This is a genomic window from Streptomyces sp. NPDC015032 (assembly GCF_043080425.1).
Lineage (GTDB): Bacteria > Actinomycetota > Actinomycetes > Streptomycetales > Streptomycetaceae > Streptomyces.
Map to the genome: position 1 here is coordinate 1 of NZ_JBIBVN010000023.1, position 16,710 is coordinate 16,710.

The 16,710-nt window shown below is 69.6% G+C and carries 17 protein-coding genes and 1 pseudogene; 17 read left to right on the forward strand and 1 reads right to left on the reverse strand.

All coding sequences use genetic code 11. The features are described from left to right. From ACF08M_RS27120 to ACF08M_RS27145, 6 genes and pseudogenes are all read left to right on the forward strand, one after another. The coding region (locus tag ACF08M_RS27120) for a glycoside hydrolase family 15 protein (protein WP_392187875.1) at positions 1-492 on the forward strand (492 nt) is incomplete at its 5' end. A 126-nt stretch (positions 493-618) separates the two neighbouring features. Beyond that, positions 619-822, forward strand: a pseudogene (locus ACF08M_RS27125) (GntR family transcriptional regulator); the annotation flags it as partial. A 300-nt stretch (positions 823-1,122) separates the two neighbouring features. Further along, positions 1,123-1,689, forward strand: coding sequence for a hypothetical protein (locus ACF08M_RS27130; protein WP_392187994.1), 567 nt, complete (start codon positions 1,123-1,125; stop codon positions 1,687-1,689). 132 nt (positions 1,690-1,821) lie between these two features. Beyond that, entirely contained in the window at positions 1,822-2,826 is a 1,005-nt protein-coding gene (locus tag ACF08M_RS27135; protein WP_392187876.1) for a hypothetical protein, read from the forward strand. Between the two features lie 362 nt (positions 2,827-3,188). Continuing rightward, positions 3,189-4,295, forward strand: coding sequence for a hypothetical protein (locus tag ACF08M_RS27140; protein WP_392187877.1), 1,107 nt, complete (start codon positions 3,189-3,191; stop codon positions 4,293-4,295). Positions 4,296-4,980: 685 nt separating this feature from the next. Further along, on the forward strand, positions 4,981-5,352 hold the full coding sequence (locus ACF08M_RS27145; RefSeq protein ID WP_392187878.1) for a hypothetical protein: 372 nt from the start codon (positions 4,981-4,983) through the stop codon (positions 5,350-5,352). Between the two features lie 449 nt (positions 5,353-5,801). On the opposite strand, the gene ACF08M_RS27150 is transcribed toward ACF08M_RS27145, so the two are convergent. Further along, the gene (locus ACF08M_RS27150) at positions 5,802-7,115 is read right to left on the reverse strand and encodes a helix-turn-helix transcriptional regulator (RefSeq protein WP_392187879.1); all 1,314 of its coding nucleotides are present in this window, start codon (positions 7,113-7,115) and stop codon (positions 5,802-5,804) included. A 302-nt stretch (positions 7,116-7,417) separates the two neighbouring features. On the opposite strand from ACF08M_RS27150, the gene ACF08M_RS27155 reads away from it, so the two are divergent. The 11 genes from ACF08M_RS27155 (at position 7,418) to ACF08M_RS27205 (ending at position 16,689) form a co-directional block, all read left to right on the forward strand. Further along, positions 7,418-7,564 (forward strand): hypothetical protein, encoded by a 147-nt coding sequence (locus tag ACF08M_RS27155; RefSeq protein ID WP_392187880.1) that lies wholly within the window; start codon positions 7,418-7,420, stop codon positions 7,562-7,564. Further along, positions 7,561-8,220 (forward strand): 6-pyruvoyl tetrahydropterin synthase family protein, encoded by a 660-nt coding sequence (locus tag ACF08M_RS27160; RefSeq protein WP_392187881.1) that lies wholly within the window; start codon positions 7,561-7,563, stop codon positions 8,218-8,220. Before ACF08M_RS27155 ends, ACF08M_RS27160 begins: the two co-directional genes overlap by 4 nt. Beyond that, complete coding sequence (locus tag ACF08M_RS27165) at positions 8,217-8,462, forward strand: hypothetical protein (RefSeq protein WP_392187882.1); 246 nt, start codon at positions 8,217-8,219, stop codon at positions 8,460-8,462. The genes ACF08M_RS27160 and ACF08M_RS27165 overlap by 4 nt, the downstream gene beginning before the upstream one ends. Next, positions 8,459-9,205 (forward strand): 7-carboxy-7-deazaguanine synthase QueE, encoded by a 747-nt coding sequence (locus tag ACF08M_RS27170; RefSeq protein ID WP_392187883.1) that lies wholly within the window; start codon positions 8,459-8,461, stop codon positions 9,203-9,205. The genes ACF08M_RS27165 and ACF08M_RS27170 overlap by 4 nt, the downstream gene beginning before the upstream one ends. A 52-nt stretch (positions 9,206-9,257) precedes the next feature. Beyond that, a complete protein-coding gene (gene folE, locus ACF08M_RS27175; protein ID WP_392187884.1) occupies positions 9,258-9,890 on the forward strand; it encodes a GTP cyclohydrolase I in 633 nt (210 codons plus the stop codon). 38 nt (positions 9,891-9,928) lie between these two features. After that, complete coding sequence (locus ACF08M_RS27180) at positions 9,929-11,758, forward strand: non-ribosomal peptide synthetase (protein ID WP_392187885.1); 1,830 nt, start codon at positions 9,929-9,931, stop codon at positions 11,756-11,758. Further along, positions 11,755-12,405: an HAD family hydrolase gene (locus ACF08M_RS27185; RefSeq protein ID WP_392187886.1), complete on the forward strand. Its 651-nt coding sequence runs from the start codon at positions 11,755-11,757 to the stop codon at positions 12,403-12,405. The genes ACF08M_RS27180 and ACF08M_RS27185 overlap by 4 nt, the downstream gene beginning before the upstream one ends. Beyond that, positions 12,402-14,456, forward strand: a complete 2,055-nt coding sequence (locus ACF08M_RS27190) for a hypothetical protein (RefSeq protein ID WP_392187887.1) — start codon at positions 12,402-12,404, stop codon at positions 14,454-14,456. Before ACF08M_RS27185 ends, ACF08M_RS27190 begins: the two co-directional genes overlap by 4 nt. After that, positions 14,453-15,064 (forward strand): phosphoribosyltransferase, encoded by a 612-nt coding sequence (locus ACF08M_RS27195; protein WP_392187888.1) that lies wholly within the window; start codon positions 14,453-14,455, stop codon positions 15,062-15,064. The genes ACF08M_RS27190 and ACF08M_RS27195 overlap by 4 nt, the downstream gene beginning before the upstream one ends. Before the next feature lie 15 nt (positions 15,065-15,079). Continuing rightward, complete coding sequence (locus ACF08M_RS27200) at positions 15,080-15,784, forward strand: 7-cyano-7-deazaguanine synthase (protein WP_392187889.1); 705 nt, start codon at positions 15,080-15,082, stop codon at positions 15,782-15,784. Between the two features lie 77 nt (positions 15,785-15,861). After that, complete coding sequence (locus ACF08M_RS27205) at positions 15,862-16,689, forward strand: hydroxypyruvate isomerase family protein (protein ID WP_392187890.1); 828 nt, start codon at positions 15,862-15,864, stop codon at positions 16,687-16,689. Positions 16,690-16,710 lie beyond the last annotated feature (21 nt).

The following is a 16,710-nucleotide window of genomic DNA, read 5'->3' on the forward strand; positions in this document are numbered from 1 at the left end:
GCCTCGCTCCTGCTGATCCCCCAGATGGGATTCCTGCCGCCGGACGACAAGCGCGTGATCGGCACGATCGAGGCGATCCAGCGCGAACTGTCCACCGAGGACGGCTTCGTGCTGCGCTACCCCACCAAGGGCGAGGACGCCGGCGTCGACGGCCTGGAGGGCGACGAGGGCGCGTTCCTGGCCTGCTCCTTCTGGCTGGCCGACGACCTGGCGATGATCGGCCGGGTCGACGAGGCACGCCGGCTCTTCGAGCGGCTGCTCTCCCTGCGCAACGATCTGGGCCTGCTCGCGGAGGAGTGGGACTCCCGGCTCCAGCGCCAGGTGGGGAACTTCCCGCAGGCCTTCAGCCATGTTCCGCTGATCGACACGGCGCTCGCCCTTGGGACCGCCGAACGTCAGCAACAGGCTTTGAGGAGCGCCGTCTCCACGGTCCCGCACCAGCGCATCCCCGCAACTCCCACGACCGGTGAGCCGGAATCGACCGTCCGGTGAACAGTTCGCGCACACTGCGCCGCGGCGTCCGCAGCAGCTCTCGCGCGTGGGTCCAAACCGACGTGGTCGCAGTGGGCTCGATCGCCGCTGCCTCGGCCTTCCGCCTCGTTCACTGATCGGATCACCATGAAGTCTTTCCCCCCTCACCCCCCTCCCGTCTCGCAGGGTGACCTCGGCTCGTCGTCAGACGTGGTGGCTGCAATGCTCCGGGATCAGATAGCCACCGGCTTCTACGTGCCCGGTACTCGGCTCACACTGAGGGCGCTACGCGGTGCCACCGGGTACTCGTACCACGAGCTTCGTCCCGCGCTGGAACGACTGGTCCCCACAGGGCTCATACGGGGCCGGTGGCAAGTGGTCGACCACCGCCCCCCTGACCATGGCGTCCACCGCACACGCAGACCGCTCGTCGCGATGATCGATCACGGCGCCTTCCCTCCCGGGACCGAGCTGCCCGTGGGAACCGACCTGGCGAAGGCGCTTTTGACCACGCCGGCCACGGTGAAGAGGGCGCTGCGGTTCCTTGCCGACGACGGCGTCCTTCACCTGTCCCGCAGTCTGCACGCGCGTTCGACTGCGCCAGCATGCTCCACCCCTTCCCCGGATGCATGGCTGTCCGCGCTTACGGACATGCAACGTGCCCAGCCGCACCAGCAGCGATCCGCAACGTCGTTCGACCGGGATGCCATCCGCGGCATCCGTGACTTCGCCCAAGGGCGGTGGCGCAGCGGCATCTGCCTGCCCTCCCATGTGATGACCGTGCAGGAGACCTTCCAAAGAGATGTCCTGTGCCGTCTCGCCCATGCCACCTGCGAACAGGTGGCCGGCCGGGGCGAGGGCGAGTATGCGCGGCTGCTGTCAGTTGCGGCCTGTGCCATGGCCTGTGCATCCCAGCCGGTCGCAGGTCTCCAGTACGAGCGGTTGTTCCGGTTCGCAGTGCTGGCCACCGCGCTCGCGGACCTGGCCGACGAGCTCGCCTCGCCTCGCAACACACCCACAACGCCCTCCTCGCCAACGACAGGAGCGCCGCGAGCTCGTACGGCACAGGTGCGTGGCGACGCGACGAGGCAGACAGGGGACCACAGTGGCGGATGCGCGGCCATTGTTCTCCACCGGGAGTCCGCACACCACTTACCACCCTGGCCAGCCGTGCCCACCACAACGGTCACGGCTTCCCGCGGGAGCCTCTCCAACTAATGGGGCGACCTCGCCGCACGGCGAGACCGGCACCGCAGAGGACGGCACCGCCCTGTCAGCGGGCCCTCCCTGCTTCGGCGCCGACCACCTGCCCTGAGCCTTTCCACAGCCCATCAGAAGGGAGCCATGTCCATGCCCATGTCCGTCTTGCAGGTGCCGGTCACTCTCAGCATCCCCGCCAACCCTCCGGATCCGGGCGACGGCTGGTGGCCCAGATCTATCCACCACCAGGCACTGCTGAGTCTGCTGCAGGGCCTGACCGCGGCCGAGTACGCCCAGCAAGTGAACAAGGGCATCGGCACGATCAACGAGCATCGCCGCGCCTGCCGGCTGTGGGCCTCCGTAGCAACCAACCGCACCCTGGCCCACGTCTCGATCGCCAAGCACGTCGTCATCGTTGAGCCCATACCCGGGGATGCGGTGGAGGAGCTACCCGACGAGGTGGTGAAGGTGTGGCGGCACTTGGCGGACGATGTGGCCGACCGCGACCTGGTGGACCACATCGCGGCACGCACGGGACTGTCCAGAGATGAAGTCGACACCAGCCTGTCCATACTGAGATCCCAGGACGAAAGTGATTGCGCGCTGATCGCCCGCGGCTACGCCTGCGGAGTACTCACCGGGCACGAGACAACGCAGTGCCAGTTCCGCGCAGTGGGCCGACAACTGACGCCGAAGAGCCGCCCCTCTCCGGTACCGGCCGCCTCCCCACAGCGTCGCACTGACCCGCTGCATCTCCTGCCGGATGCCATGTCACACCAGCCCAGCCCCTCCGCGATGCTGCGCGGAGATGTGGTCACCGGCCGAGTCGTCGACGTGGTGCGCGTGAGCCCGAATGCCTGCCGCGCCGCGCTGACCGCTCTTCTCCGGACCGGAGAGCGGTCGTGGGGGCCAGTGCTCGGAGACGTCGAGGCGCACACCGCGCTCTTCCTCGTGAAACCCGGCGTCCTGCCCGACAGATGGCGCACTTCCGGCGGCAGACTGTGGCGGCGCGGCGCCACCCTGCGTGACATCCCCGCATCCTCGGTCCGCGGCGGATCCCGGCTGTACTGGGCCCTTGAAGGCAGAGGGGAGTACTGGCGCCCCGACATCCTGGCCGACCTCCTCACTCCGTCGATGGCCACGCCCAGTAGGTGATGACCAGACCACGTCCTAAGCACGACGCCCGCCGGGCGCGGATTCGCAGGTGGTCGTCGCAGTACAGGACGGACCGGATCACCACCAAGTACTACGTATCCGGCTCCCTGGCTGACCCTGACCAAGCTGCGCAACGCTGCTGGCCCAGAGCCCTGCCGGATCTGCGGACAAGCCGCTCACGGCCGCCGGCCTGAGCTCCATCCGCCCGAATACCACCGGCGATCCCGTGTTCCTCGCCCATGCTTCCCGGAAGGAATGACATGCCCGCCATATCACCCCCGTCCGACGGGATCACTCAGATGCGGCCTCAAAGACCGGAGCCACGCGCCGGGCGAGGCCGCGTCGCCAGCCTCGCCGCTGAAATGGCGGTGCTCTACCAGTCGGGCGGATACTCGCTGGAACGCCTGGCGAGCCTGTACAAGGTTCGTCGGGAAGTGATCCGTGCGTTGCTCCAGGACGAAGGCGTGGAAATACGCGCCGAGGGCACAAGGGGCACGTCGGCCCCGGTCGTAGTCACCATGGCGATCCTGTACGACCTGGGGCTCAGCATCGACCGTGTCGGCTGGCTCTGCGGGTACACGTACGGGACAGCGCGGAAGATGCTGCTCGCCGCAGGCGTCGAACTGCGACCTCGGGGAATGAAGCTGATCAACAAGCTGGACGTTCCCCGCCTCGTGCGGCTGTACGAAAGCCCCTTGAGCATCAAGACGGTCGCCGACATGTGCGGGATGTCCTATGGCACGGCGCGTGACCAATTGCTCCGTGCAGGCGTGACCCTTCGGCCACCGTCGATCAGCCTGGCTCGACAGCACATTGAACTCATCCCTCCCGCCATCCCCCTCTCTGGCAGCACCGTTGTCCAGCTCCATGGGCAGGGCTTCGACAAATTCCAGATCCGCAGACTCACCGGTCGGTCGCATGAGTTCGTTGACCGTCGCCTCACAGAGCACGGACTGCGGGCCCGTGTGGGTCCCGACCGGCTGGGCATCGACACCGAGCAACTGGTCACCATTTACCGAAGCGTGGCATCAAGCGACGTCACTGCGGAAGTTCTGCACCTGAGCGCGAGCGCCGTTCTCGCCAGGCTTCGGGAGGCCGGGCAGCCTCTCCTGGACGCGCCGGACCCAGAGGCTGCCCCCAGCCATGTCCCGGGTAAGGCGCCCTGGCAGTACCGGGATGAGCAGATCCTCGCGCGGGCTGCCCGGGGAGAGAGAATCGCTCTCATCGCAGCAGCTGTGGACGTTGCGGCCGCCGAAGTGGCTGAGGTCATACGTATCTACCGGCACAGAGACCGCACCACGGCTGAGATCCTCCGCCGTCGTACTCAGGGCGAAAGCGCGGGTGTCATCGCTGTCCGCATGGGGCTGCGCCTCGACTCTGTCAACAATGCGCTCGACAAGTACGAGACCAGACACCGCACTCGCCCTTCGCCGCGCCGCGCCGACCCTTTGACCTTGCTTCATCCCTGACACCGGCCGCCGCCCCTGATGTCCCGGCGGCTCAACGCACCGGCCGGCCCAAATACCACCCGCGACCAACCGATCGAACAGGACGAGCCGATCCGTATCCCCGGCCCTGCCCCCCCGTATCTCCCCCAGTGCCCTCTCCGTCCCGAAGCCCACCACCACCAGAACGAGCATGATGCCGATTCAGCAGCAAGCGGTCCGCCGGCCGATCGCACCGAGCCAAGAGTTCGCCTCTTCGGTCCTCGCGACGTACACGGAAATGTATGACCCACCGACTCATACGGTGCAGCTCTCCCACAGGGGTTCTCCCCCCGGCGAGGCCACCGTAGTGGTCTATCTTCCGGACGAAACCGAACAGCTGGACCCGGTAGACAACCTGACATTTCTAGGGACTGCCGGATTCGGCTCGGAGCCCCTCTGCGCCGATTTCCCGTGCGAACTGGCCATCGAGGTCGGGAGAAACGCCGCTCCCGCGCCCGCAGTCCTGAGGTGAAACCAATATGGCCAAACGCACTAAGAACCCCATATCGCCGGGTGCTCCATACACAAGCACATCGCCTCGGATGGAGGCCTTCACCGCATGGCTTCGGGCCTTTTACCTGGGCATTTCCGAGGACGAGGCCTGTGCTCACTGGAAGAAAGGGGCCGCCGGTGCGCTGGAGGACAACCTGGCCATCGGAGGGGACCGATGACCGACGACAACGAGCTGGGCTGGCGCATTCTCCACGAGATCGAGCAGGACCATGAGTGGCGTGAGCAGTATCCCGCGCGCTTCTTCGCGGAGCTCTGTGACGACCTCTGGCGCACAACGCCCGACGACGAAGCCCTGGAAGTGTTCAGGATCCGGGTCAGGAACGTCGGTTGGTGGGCATCCGATGTCGTCGACTGCGTAGAGAAAGTCGTGGCCGAGAAACCCGATTGGGCCGCCCACACGCTGGAGCACTCCGCCGACCTCTGGTTCGGCAGCCCGGCGGAGGAGACACCGGGGCCCTACCTCGACTGGCTGGCCGAACGAGCCGTTGAACTGCGCAGCGCGCTCAATGAGGCGAGGAGTACCTGATGTTCAGTGTGTCCACACCGTTGAGTACGCGAATACCGGTCGCGGCCGGGGCGGTTGTGCAGGAGGTCCGCCGTCTCGCTGATGCGAGTTCGCTGCGGGTCCTGGTCGTCGGCCAGGGCTATGTGGATCTTCCGCTGGCGTTACGCGCCGCGCAGATGGGCCACCGTGTGGTGGGTCTCGACAGCGATGCCCAACGGGCCACGGCTCTGACGTTCGGCAAGGCCGGCCGCAATCAGCTCCCCATCGAGCTGCCCGTCACCGGGGACGCCCTCTCACGTCGCCACCAGGCTCGAAGCACACACCGCCACCACCAGTTTGCACACCTTCCAGGTCGGCGAACTCGTCACCCGCGTAGGCGTGCACTCACACTCACAGGACCGGCTAGTCATCGCAGACATCTACATCAACGGCGACTGCAGCCCGGCCACCACTACCCTTCTCTGCCCCGGTTATGCGACGGCGTGAAGCAGTTCAGGCACGCCTTCTGCCGTCCGGTATGGCATGAAGGCGGGAGCCAGTTCGTGGACGAGCTGAACACACCGTGGCGCTCCGATCCGTTCGGCCAAGTGGAGTGCTTCGAGGGCGTCGGTAGCTGCGGCTTCGGGTTCGCGGAGGCTGAGGTGACCTTGGGCGCGGTAGGCGAGGAAGATTCCGCGGGTCTTGTCCCGGCTGGGCGGCAGGAGTGCTTGGCCTTCGGCGATGAGGGTGTGTGCGCGGGTGGTGTCGCCGAGGTCGAGCAGGCAGCGTCCGGAGTCGACAGCGAGATCGGCCAGAGACATCCAGGAGCACCAGGCCGGCATGTCGCCGGGGTCCCCGGTGCCGAGCAGGCGCTCGGCCGTGGCGAGGGAGTCCCGGGTGGCGCGGTGTTCGCCGAGGGCGGCTTGGGCGCGCGCCAGACGCAGGTGAAGCAGCGAACTGGCTGCCGGGTGGGTGGTACGGCGGAGAGCTTGCTGGAGGATCCCGGCGGCGGTGGCGGGCTTATCGCGCCAGGACGCCTGGTAGGCCAAATCGCTGAGAAGGGCCGCACCCATATCCCGGTCATGGCCGGCGTGTGCGTTGTGCAGCCCGGCGATCCAGTATCGGCTTGCTGCTGCGTGCTGGCCGTGGTCGAACCGGATCCAGGCGACCGTCTGGGAGAGGCTGGCTGCCAGCTTGTGCAGGCGTGTCCCCAGGGTTCTGGGGTAGCAGTCCCCCTCGATCAGGTCGGTGACCTGGGCCAGGTGGGCGTCGTAGAGGGGCGCGATGTGCTGGCGTTGTTCGGTGGCCAGCGTGTTGAGGCGGGCGCTGGTCTCCTCCAGCAGGCCGACGGTGTCTTCACCGACGGCGGCACCGGGCGTGGGCTGTCGTTCGGCGTAGGCCGGAGGTTCGGCATCCGCCCAGTCGCTGGCCAGGACGACGAGTGCGGAGCCGGGGATGGCGCTGAGCAGGGTGCGACGGTCCATGGTGTGCAATGCCTCTCGCAGAGCGGACACGGCGTTGGCGTGCCCCAACGGCACAACGCCTCTGTCGCCGGTTGACACCCAGCTCGGCCATTCGGCCAGGTCAATTTTCTCGGCAGGTACGCCAAGGACTTGAGCGATGTACCGCTGGTTGTCGACGCTGGGTATGACCCCTTGTTCCCACTTGTACACGCGCTGCCGGTCGACGCCCGAACGCATTCCCTCACGCGCGGCAGCGGCGCGGATCGCTCTGGCCATCTGGTCCAAGGACATGCCGAGAGCAGCCCGGGCGACGGCCAGCGGATGACGCTCCCGATGGTTCATACCGCGATCCAAACACGTCGTGGTGCCGGCCGAACGCGGTTCGCGGGACAGGACTACACCGGGACTACACCCAGCCCCTTGGTATGCGGGCGCGCTTGCTCGACACTCGATCACCTCAGCGACATGGTGTGACGCTGGCGCACGCCGGTTGTCCCTTCTGCTGAGGGTGTCTCCCGCCTTAACGAAGCCCTGTCGTGGTGCTGAAGGAATGCCACGACGCCTTCTGTATTCACCGCAGCCCCGCCGGAGCGCACCACCACGTTGCGGGCTACAAACCGAAGCATGAGGAAGGACATCGACAGATGACGAAGCCGGTATCCAATCGCGCGGTTCTCCTCGACTCGGGAGGCATGGACTGCACGGTGACCGTGTACGAGATCCATTTCGTGTTGTCGTTCGACTACCCCACCGCGTATGCGGACGACGCGAAGCCGGGGCTGTCCCGGTGAGCAGTCTGTGGAGCATCGGCAAGCTCTTCCGCTTCGAGGCGACCCGTCAGCTGGACGGCCGGGATGACGGGCACTCCTTCACCGCTGAGGTGGTGCTCGCCGCGGAGTCGCTGGACGACGTGGGCTTCGTCGTGGACTTCGGCCGCCTCAAGCCTCTGAAGCATCACATCCGTGACGTCTTCGACCACCGGCTCCTCAACGGCCGCGTCCCGGACGTCAGTGACGAGGGCCTGGCCGCGAGCCTGACCGAGTGGTCGCGCGAGCATCTCCCGGACGACGTCACGGCTGCCCTGGTGGAAGTGCGGATACGCACGGGCCGGGCCCCGGCGCCGACTGACGGATTCACTGTGGGATTCGAGGCAACGCACTACCTCAGCGGGCTTCCCGCAGGGCATCAGTGCGGTCAACGGCATGGTCACTCCTACCTGGTGACGGCGGCCGATGCCTACGGCCGCCCCACCCCGGTGCCGCAGGACCTGAGCTGGCACATCGAGGAGGTCCTCAACGGTGCGGTTCTCAACGAGACGGTGCCCTTCAACCCCACCTCCGAACGCCTGGCCGAGCACCTCATGACCTGGCTGGATCGCTACCCAGCCGCGATCCGTGTCTCTGAGACAGAAACCAGCTGGGCGCAGTACACGAGGAGGACACTGTGACGACGCTCCAGTTCGCCGGCGCAGAGCCGGAGGGCCGACTCCCTGTACAGGAGAGCTCCGGCGCTCAGACACAGCCATGCCAGCACACCATGGCGCGGCACCAGATGCTCACGGCGCGACCCGGCGAGATGCATGTTGAGGCCAATAGGACGATCGTGTCTCCCAAGCTCGGCCGCCTGGCCGCGGCCCTCGTCCGCAGGACTACGAGCAGCTGGGCCCGCTTCGGTGTGGAGGAGCAGTGACCGTCTCCGAGCCGATCAGCATCGGCCTGGACGCAAATGACGCCGCGCACCGGCTGATCGTCGCGGAGTGCTTCGGTGTCGAGGTGCCGACCTTCCAGGGCGAGGGCCCGAGTTGCGGGCACCCCGCCCTGTTCATCCGCCTGTCTCGGTGCAACCTCACCTGCACCAAGTGCGACACGAAGTACACGTGGGACTGGGACCACTTCGCCCCCCGCAAGGAGTCGACGAAGCAGACGGCGGCGGACCTCGTGGCCTGGGCCACGTCCTCGCCGGTGGAGCTGATCGTGATCACCGGTGGGGAGCCGCTGCTCCAGCAGGCGCGCCTGGTGCCGCTTGTTCAGGGGCTGCTGGCCGCCGGGAAGCGGGTGGAGTTCGAGACGAACGGCACCATCGCGCCCGTGCCCGAACTGGTGGTCTGCGGGGTCCGCTTCAACGTGTCGCCCAAGATCGCCAGTTTCGGCATGGACGAAGCCAAGAGCGTGGTGCCCGCCGTACTTGAGGCGTTCGGAGCGTCCGGGCGAGCGACGTTCAAGTTCGTTGCCTCCTCGGTGGCCGACCTCGACCGCATCGCCGAGCTCGCCGAATCGCACGGGCTGGCGCCGGTGTGGGTGATGCCCGAGGGCACCACCGCAGACGAGATCACCGCCACGACCCGGGTCCTCGCTGACGCGGTCGCGGCCCGGCACTGGTACTTCACCACCCGGCTGCACGTGTTGGCCTTCGCGGATGCGCGAGGCCGCTGATCTCCCGCCCCTGCCCCTTCGTTCCCCTGCCCCCCGGAAGCGAGAGAAGCCCATGACGACGTCAGTCACCGGCCCTGAGACGGCCCTGAGTGCCGCCGTACCCGCACCCGCCCGGTCCGCGCCGGGCATCGACACCGACCGCGTCGCCAGCCTGATCGCCCAGCTCCTGGTCGAGCTGGGCGAGGATCCCACCCGGGACGGGCTGATCGGCACCCCGGGCCGCGTCGCGGCCTGGTGGAAGGAGTTCCTGTCCCCGGACGACGCCGCGACCGCCACCTGCTTCACCGAGTCCCAGCTGAGCGGCCAGCTGGTCATCGTGGGCGGCATGAGCGTGTGGTCGCTGTGCGAGCACCACATGCTGCCCATCAACCTCCAGGTCACCGCCGGATACGTGCCCGACGGGGAGGTGGTGGGTCTGTCAAAGTTCGGACGGATCGCCCAGCACTACACCGGCCGTCTCCAGGTCCAGGAGCGCTTCACCCGGCAGTTCGCCGAGCACCTGGCCGGCGTGATCGGACGCGAGGACGTCGCCGTCGCCGTACGTGGTGTGCACCTGTGCATGAGCATGCGCGGCGTGCGCATGGAGACCGCCCGCACCACCACGGCGCACACCGGCGGCCGGTTCCGAAGCGACCCGGTGCTCAACCAGCAGTTCCTCGCCGCGGCCCAGTGGTACGCGGCCTGAACGCGAACCGGCAAATAGATCAGGAAGGAGGTGAGCTGATGTCCACGTCACCGGCTGCGGAAGACAACTTGTCGCGCGCCGAGATGCAGACCGGCCCTACGGCGGGCTCCGTGCTGTCCGCGGTCGCCGGGCAGGTTGAGGCCCGCGCCCACGCCTGCGCTGTGCGCTCGGCGGACGAGAGGGTGACCTATGGGGAGCTGTGGGAGCGGGCGGGGCATGTGGCCGCCGTCGTCTCGGCCGCCGCCCGTGGCGGCGGAGAGCTGCGGGTCGCGATCGGCTTGGCGCCGGGCGCCGACTGGGTGGGATGCCTGCTGGGCATCTGGCGGGCCGGGGCGGCGGCGGTGCCGGTCAACCTCGACCACCCGCCGGCCCGGCTCCGCCTGCTGGCCGGCAGTGCTGACCTCCTGGTCCACAGCGGCGGGGCGATTCCGAGCTGGTGGCCTGAGGACATACCGGCCGTCACCTTCCCGGAGGCGGAGACGGGTCACCTGCCCGGACCGCGCGCGGAGTACGCCTCGACTGCTGGCGGCCGGACCGCGTGCATCCTGCACACCTCTGGTTCGACGGGCGCACCGAAACCCGTGGTGCTCCCCCACAGCGGACTGGCCCACCGGATCACCGCCTTCGCCGATCTGTACCGGATCACGGCGGAGGACCGGATCGCGCAGTTGGCCGCGGCCTCGGTCGACGTCGTGCTCTGGGAGACCCTGCTGGCCCTGACCGTCGGCGGAACCCTGTGCGTGCCCCACGGCCGTCAGCGGGTTCCCGGGATCGGACTGGTCCGGTGGCTCGCCGCAGAACAGGTCACCGTGGCCACGCTGACCCCGACCATGCTCGCGGCCTTACCGGAGGTGACGTTGCCCGAGCTGCGGCTGCTCGTCGTTGGCGGCGAGGCGCTGGACCCGGCCCGCTTCGCCTACTGGATCGGCCGGCACCAGGTCGCCAACGCGTACGGTCCGACCGAGGCGACCATCGCCACCCACGTCGCACCGCACATCACGGCCGACGACCAGCCCGCTCCGCTCGGCCGGCCGGTGCCCGGGGTGGAGGACTTCCTCCTCGACGAGCACAACCAGCCCGTGCCCGACGGGCAGCCCGGTCATCTGTACCTCGCAGGCGTCGGCCTGACCGACGGATACGCGGGCCTGCCCGACCGTACGGCCTACGCCTTCCCCACGCTCACGATCGGCGGCCGAGCGCTACGCGTGTACCGGACCGGCGACCGGGCCTGGCGGCGCCCGGACGGACAGCTGGTGTACGCGGGCCGGATCGACCGGCAGCTCAACCTCGGCGGCGTGCGCCTGGAGCCGGAGGAAGTCGAAGCCGCAGCGCTGGCCCTCGACGGTGTGACCGCGGCGGCGGCGCTCGCCGAGCCGGCCGAGGGCCGGGACGTCCTCGCCCTGCACGCGGCTGTCCCCGGCGGCCGGATCACCGAGGCGGCACTGCGCGCGCACCTGGCTGGTCTGCTTCCCTCGACGGCCGTTCCGGCCCGTATCCACCTTCACCCCTCGCTCCCGCTGACCGGGTACGGCAAACCCGATGTGCACGCGATCGCCGCCCTGGCCTTACCCGGCGTTGGCCCGGCCGCCGAGCCGGACGAGACCGCCCCGGCAGCAGCCGCGGACGGCTCGCCCGTGGAGCTGCCGGACACGGTCCGGGTGTGGTGGCGGCAAGCCACCGGCGCCGAACCGGCCACCGCGACGACCGACTTCTTCTCCTGCGGCGGGGACTCCCTGGCCTGCGTGGAGCTCCTGCACCGCATCAACGAGACCTTCGGACTCGAGATCCCGCTCACGCACTTCACCGCCCAACCGACGCCCGCGTTCCTCGCCCGCGCGCTGGCCTTCGCCACCCGGGAGCCGTCATGAGCACGCGCGTGAGCGCCGCCCTGTTCGACCTGGGCGGAGTCCTTCTGCACTTCCGCGGCAACGGCCGCGCCGAAGCGGAGAAGGCGGTCGGCCTACCGCCGGGCACGCTGCGCCGCATCGCCTACAAGGATGCGTTCGCACTGGCCAACTACGGCGTCTACACCCACCAGGACTGGCTGGAGGCCGTCCGGGACGAACTCGTGGCCGAGTTCGGTCCCCGCGCGGGGGCCGCCGTGGACGTGTGGGCGCAAGATCCCGGGGAGCTGGACAAGAACGCGGTGGCCGTCCTCAAGGCCGTCCGCGCCCAGGGCATCCCCGTCGGCATCTTCACCAACAACACCGGCGGACTGGAGGCGGATCTGGCCCGTCTCAGGTTCGACGCGTTCGACACGCTGATCAGCTCGGCGGACCTCGGCGTGATCAAGCCCTCCCCGGTGGCCTACCGGCTGGCCATCGAGGCCATGGGCGTGGCCGCTGGAGAGATCTTCTTCGCCGACGACAACCACACCAACGTCATTGCCGCCCGGCATGTCGGGCTGCACGCGGTCGACTTCCTCTCCGTCCCCGGCCTCATCGCCGACCTCGCCGCATGCGGCATCACCCTGCCCGCACCCACGCCGGACACGAAGGGAGAACACCGCAGATGACCACCCCCGACCCGGTCACGGACCTAGAGCTGCCCAACGGATTCTGCTGGGCCGACGACCTCACCTCCTGGAGCGAGCACCTGGACGACGGGCGGATCGCGCTGCTGCGGCCGGTCGACCCGCAGCGGGCCGCCCGCTGGGCGAACGTGGCCACCTTCTACGGCGCCCAGCCGCCCCTGGCCCCCGCACCCGGCCCGGCCGACGAACGCCTCGTGGTCGGTGTCGGCTCGACCGGCCCGCTCGCCCGGGGCGCCGCCCGAGTCCTGGGCCGCAGCTTCGTACCGGTCGACGACCTGAGCGGCGCTGGCACGGTGCCGGTCCCGGACGGCGGCAGCGTGCTGCTCACCGCCCCGGCCGACGCCTGCTCCCTGGCTGCCCTGACCCCTCTCCTGCACACCTGGTCCGAGCGCTCGGTACGCGTAGGGCTGCTGACCGGCATCGACCTTCCGGGCGTCGCCTTCTCGCTCGCCAAGATCCTCGCCGCCCGCACCCCGCAGCCCGAGGAGCACGACGTACTGCTCAACGGGCTCACCGGCACCGCCCGCACCGGGCGGCACCTTGACGAGCGCACCGGCCTGGACACCGCCGTCGGCGGCCGGTGGCGCACCGCCGTGGTGGAGGCCCACGGCTCCGGATCGCACGCCCTCCTCGGCCCCTACAGCGTGTGCGGGCTGACCGGGGATCGGGAACTCGCCGTCGCGGGCGAGCCGGTGCCGGGCGGCTGCACCCCGGAGCGGTGCCGGGCGGGCGGCACGCTCACCCCGCTGCTGCTGCGTGACCTGGCGTGCCGGACGCTCGCGCTGTTCGTGTGCACCGCGCTCATCCTCGACCCGCACGAGCACTACCCCTCCAGCGTGTCCCTCGCCCACTCCGCCCTGGAAGGGCATCCGGCAGCGGTGATCGGGATGGTGCACCAGGACCTGCCCGTGAACGCCGAGCCGCGCCTGACCGGCCGGCTGCTCGCCGCCGCCCGCCCGGCCGGCGCCGTCACCGCCGACCTCAACGACACCGCAGGCCGGGCCAGCGGATACCTGCTGCTCGGCGACCCCGAGCAGACCTTCGCTCCCCCGCCCGCGCCCGGCACGGCGCCGGTCCTCACCCCCTGGCCCGGCCCGCGCCCGGCCTTCCTCACCCTCCCCGGCCCCGGCGGGCCGCCGGGGCTGCTGACCCGGGACGGGATCTGGCACGAACCCGAGGACCTGGTGGCCATCGCCGACGCGCACGGGGCGGCGCTCGGTCTGCGTACGGAGCTGACCGGCTGGCTGACCGCCCTCAACGCCGGCGCTCTGTTCGAGGACAACCTGCGCGCCTGGGCAATGGCGGCCGACCGCCCCAAAACCCGAGTGGTCGAAGGGCTCAAGGTGCTGCGGCGTCATCGCGAAGCCGCCCGGGAGAGCGCCCTCGCCGCGCTGCACCTCGTCCAGAAGTCGCTGCGCGCCAGGTACGGGCCCCTGCCCGGCCTGCCCGATGCGCTCGACCGTCACGCCACCGGCTGGGCCAAGGCCCTGTCCGAGATGAGCGAGCACTCCCGCTTCGGCATGCTCGACCAGTTCACCGACGCCGCGACCGCCGCCCACACCCCGGCCCACGGGACGACGGACGCCAGCCGGTGCGGATACTGCCGCGGCCAGCTGGAGCGGACCGTGTGGTCCGGGCTCGTGCCCGGCGCCGTGGAGCGGGTCCGCGTGGCCTGCCCGCGCTGCGGCCTGGTGGCCGACCGTCCCACCACGCCCGCCCACACGGCCGTCCGCCTTCACACGCCAAACGAGTTCGTACCCGGCCAGGCCCTGCGGATCACCGTGGACCTGCCCGCTGAGGCTCCGGGGGTGTGGCTGACCGTGCAGCTGCGTGACCACGGCCGGCACGCCCTCGCCGCCCACCACCTTCCCGGCGCCGTCGGCGCGGCCGAGGTGGAGATGACTGTCCCCGCCAGCGTTCAGCCCGAGGTCCACCGCGTCTGGGCCCTGATCGTCGACCGCTTCCTGCCCGCCTGGCACCAGGTCCGCGTGCTCAGCACGCCGGGCGTCCACTCTGAGGAGCAGCTTCCGTGACCACCACATCTACCCCGCCCGTCACCGCACCGGCGCCCATATGTCTGGCCTGGAGCGGTATCGAGGCGTTCGCCCGCGACCTCGCCGAGCAGGCGGGCGACGACGGCCTGCCGGAGATCGTCGTCGGGATCATGCGCGGCGGCATGATCCCGGCTGTGATGGTCGCCCATCAGCTCGGCATCCGCGATGTCCGGACGGTCGAGGTCACGCACACCGTGACGGACGGGGTCAACGCTGCCAAGACCAGCGCCCCGGCCACCAAGAACCCCGCTTCGCTCGGTGACCTGGCCGGGCGGGACGTCCTGCTGGTCGACGACATCGCTGGCAGCGGAGCGACGCTGGAGCGCATTCGCCGGATGGTCGAGGCGCTCGGCGTCCGGCGGCTGCGCACGGCGGTGCTGACCGTCAACCGCTCCAACTGGCCCGGCCCGGCCGCCCCCGAGGAGCGCATCGACTACATCGCCGAGCACACCGACACCTGGGTGATCTTCCCCTGGGAGACGGAGAACGGGCCGAAGGCCCCCGCCCCCGCGACCATCCCGACGGCCGGAGACGGCCCGGTGCCTGAACAGGGTGCGGCCTCCCCGTCCGAACGCGACCAGAGCTGAAAAGGGGAAGACCTGATGGGCAACGAGGGCAACTCGATTCTTCTGTACTCCGCCGGCCTGGACTCCTTCCCGGCCTGGCACTACCTGGGCAAACCGCCCGCGGTGTACTTCGACATCCGCCACCACTTCCGCGAGGAGGAGCTTCAGTGCGTGCGCGAGCTCGCCGAGCGGTGCGGCATCGACCTCACGGTCAGCACCGCGCTGGACCTGTCCGCCTGGGACACCCGCCCGCTCATCCCGTTCCGCAACATCTACTTCGCGATGCTCGCCTCCAACTACGGCGCCGACACCATCTGGTGCGTCGGCGTCAGGGGTGACCACACGCTCGACAAGAGCCCCGACGCCTTCGCGCGGATGAGCGAGGTCCTCTCGGAGTTCGCCGGCCGCCCGATCAAGGTCGACAGCCCCTTCTGGGACATGACCAAGACCGACATCGTGCGCTGGTACGTCGAGGCCGGCCTGCCCGTACGAGACCTGCTGGACACCCTCTCCTGCTTCGAACCGAGCGGGCGGCGCGTGCACTGCGGGCGCTGCTCCAGCTGCCTGCGCCGCTGGATCGCCCTGGCCAACAACCAGATCACCGGCGAGTTCGCCGCCAACCCATGGGAGTGGGAGCGCGTGCAGAGCTACTACCTGCGGGCCATGCGCGACGGCACCTACCCCGAGCACCGGGCCGAGGAGTTCTTCGCCGCCTTGAAGACGGTCGGCGCCCCGACCTGACTGGAAGCTTGCCCATTCCTTCCCTCAGACCCGCACGGCGGCTCGCCGTGCAACCACCGGACGGAGAACCGACCACGATGAACACCGGCATCCTGAACTTCGCCGCGAACCTGTCCATGCTCTACGGCCACCTGCCGCTCCTTCAGCGCCCCGCCGCCGCGGCCGCCGCCGGATTCACGGCCGCCGAAATCTGGTGGCCCTTCGACTCCCCCGTTCCGGCCGACCGCGACGTCGACGCCCTGGCCCGCGCCCTGAGCGACGCCGGCCTGCAGCTGGTCGCGATGAACTTCCTCGAGGGCGACATGCGCGCCGGCGACCGCGGTCTGCTGTCCGTTCCCGGCCGCGCGGCCGAGTTCCGCGACAGCATCGACACCGCCGTCGGCTTCGCCGACCGGACCGGCTGCTGCGTCCTGAACGCCCTCTACGGCAACCGGCAGCCGGACACCGACCACGGCGCCCAGGACGAGCTCGCCCTGGAGAGCCTGGTGCTGGCGGCTCGCGCCGCCCACCAGGTGGGGGCGTCGGTGGTGCTGGAGACCATCAGCCGTCAGGAGGCCCCCGCCTACCCGCTCGGCGACGCCGACGCGACGGTCGCCATGGCCGACCGCGTGAACGACGCGTCGGGCCTGTCGAACGCCGGGTTCCTGTGCGACCTGTACCACCACGGCCGCAACGGCGAGGACATCCCCGGCCTGCTGGAGCGCCACCGGGGTCGCATCGTGCACTTCCAGATCGCGGACACCCCCGGCCGCGGGCGCCCCGGCTCCGGGGTCCTCGACTACCCGGACTTCTTCTCGCGCATCGACGCCTCCGGCTACGACGGCTGGATCGGCCTGGAGTACGAGCCGACCCGCAACCCGGCCGTCGACTTCGACTGGCTGCCCTCCCTGACCGCCCGCAGCTGACCCCACCGCATCCCGTCCATC